The sequence below is a fragment of the Mesorhizobium sp. M7A.F.Ca.CA.002.09.1.1 genome, assembly GCF_003998555.1.
Taxonomy (GTDB): Bacteria; Pseudomonadota; Alphaproteobacteria; order Rhizobiales; family Rhizobiaceae; genus Mesorhizobium; species Mesorhizobium ciceri.
Window position 1 is genome coordinate 1 of the sequence record NZ_RZRR01000932.1, and the last position, 2,113, is coordinate 2,113.

A 2,113-nucleotide genomic window follows, 5' to 3' on the forward strand; every position below is an offset into this window, starting at 1 on the left:
CGCTGGAAGTGCGTGTCGAGGAGCGTGAGGCTTTCGCGCTCTGGCAGCAGGGTGACGAGCTTTCGGTCATCGAGAAGAATGGCGCCATGATCGCGCCGTTCTCGGGCGGCAAGCAGGTGCTTCTGCCTCTGCTGATCGGCACCGGCGCGCCGGCGAGCGCGCCCGATTTCCTGGCCAAGGTCGAAAAATATCCCGAGCTCGCGAACCGGATCAAAGGTTATATCCGTGTCGGCGAACGGCGCTGGGACCTGAAGCTGGACAATGGCATCACCATCAAGCTTCCCGAGGACGACGAGGATCAGGCGCTCGCCGAACTCGTGAAGATGGATCATGACAACGGTTTGCTGTCGCGCGACATCGCCGCCGTCGACATGCGCCTGACGGACCGGCTGGTCGTCCAGTTGACGGCGGAAGCGGCGACGCAGCGCGAAGCCGCCCTCAACGAGAAACCCAAGAGCCTGAAGCGCAAGCCGGAGACGAAGATATGAGCTGGCTTGGCAGTCCTGGCGATGCCGCGTCGCGCCGGTCTGGCACCCTGACGGTGCTGGATGTCGGTTCGAGCAAGGTCTGCTGCATGGTGGCCAAGCTCAAGCCGTGCGATGACGGCAAGCTGCTGCGCGGCCGTTCGCACCGGATCCAGGTGATCGGCATCGGCCATCAGAAGTCGCAAGGCGTGAAGTCGGGTGTCGTGGTCGATCTCGACAGGGCGGAGCATGCCATCCGCCTTTCCGTCGACGCAGCCGAGCGCATGGCCGGGCTGACGGTTGATTCGCTGATCGTCAACATGACGGCCGGCCGGCTGAAGAGCGAAGCCTTCTCCGCCACCATCAATCTTGGCGGCCACGAGGCCGACGAGGCCGACATCAAGCGCGTTCTCGGTGCAGGCGCCAAGCAGGCGCTGAAGGCCGAGCGCGAAGTGATCCATTCGCTTCCCGTCGGCTTCTCGCTGGATGCCGAACGCGGCGTGCGCGATCCGCGCGGCATGGTCGGCGACGCACTCGGCGTCGACATGCATGTGCTGACCGGCGACGCCGCGCCGATGCGCAATCTGGAGCTGTCCATCAACCGTTCGCATCTGTCGGTCGAGCGCATGGTGGCGACGCCCTATGCCAGCGGGCTGGCGGCGCTGGTCGACGACGAGCTGGAAATGGGTGCGGCCTGCATCGACATGGGCGGCGGCACGACGACGATCTCGGTGTTTTCGGAAGGCAAGTTCGTCCATGGCGACGCCATCGCCATCGGCGGCAACCATGTCACGCTGGACATGGCCAAGGGGCTGTCGACCTCGCTTGATGCCGCCGAACGGCTGAAGGTGATGCATGGTTCGGCGCTGCCCGGCAGCGCCGACGATCGCGACCTGGTCTCGATCCAGCCGATCGGTGACGATGGCGACGTGCCCTTGCAGATCCCGCGCTCGGTGATGACGCGCATCGTGCGCGCCCGCATCGACGAGACGCTCGAACTGCTGCGCGACCGGCTGAACAAGTCCGGCTATGGCAATGCAGTGGGCAAGCGTGTGGTTCTTACCGGCGGCGCCAGCCAGCTTGCCGGCCTGCCGGAGGCGGCGCGCCGCATTCTGGGACGAAATGTGCGCATCGGCCGCCCGCTCGGCGTGGCCGGCCTGCCGGAAGCGGCGAAGGGGCCGGCCTTCTCGGCCGCGGTGGGGCTTCTGATCTACCCGCAGATGGCGAGCTTCGAGAGCCATCCGGCGAAAGGAATTTCCGGTCTCAAAATGACCGGAACGGGCGGAAAACTGCATCGCATGAGTCAGTGGTTGAGAGACAGTTTCTAAAATTGACGGGGACAGCCCCATAGGCGGCCGCGGCGGCGAAGCGGCGTGAAAGGCAAAGGACGGAGACAATGACCATCAATCTGCAAAAGCCGGACATCACCGAGCTTAAGCCGCGCATCACCGTGTTCGGTGTCGGCGGCGGCGGCGGCAATGCCGTCAACAACATGATCACCGCCGGTTTGCGCGGCGTCGAGTTCGTGGTGGCCAACACCGACGCGCAGGCGCTGACCATGTCGAAGGCAGGCCGCCTGATCCAGCTCGGCGCTCACGTCACCGAGGGGCTCGGTGCGGGATCGCAGCCGGAAGTCGGCCGTGCGGCGG

At 65.5% G+C, this 2,113-nt stretch carries 2 protein-coding genes and 1 pseudogene; all 3 read left to right on the forward strand.

Annotated elements, in window-relative coordinates; translation table 11 throughout:
• The coding region (locus EN994_RS28515) for a cell division protein FtsQ/DivIB (protein WP_206530519.1) at window positions 1–488 on the forward strand (488 nt) is incomplete at its 5' end.
• Complete coding sequence (ftsA, locus tag EN994_RS28520; protein WP_013530962.1) at window positions 485–1,792, forward strand: cell division protein FtsA; 1,308 nt, start codon at window positions 485–487, stop codon at window positions 1,790–1,792. The genes EN994_RS28515 and ftsA, both read left to right, overlap by 4 nt.
• A gap of 68 nt (window positions 1,793–1,860) precedes the next feature.
• A pseudogene (locus EN994_RS28525) lies at window positions 1,861–2,113 on the forward strand (cell division protein FtsZ); the annotation flags it as partial.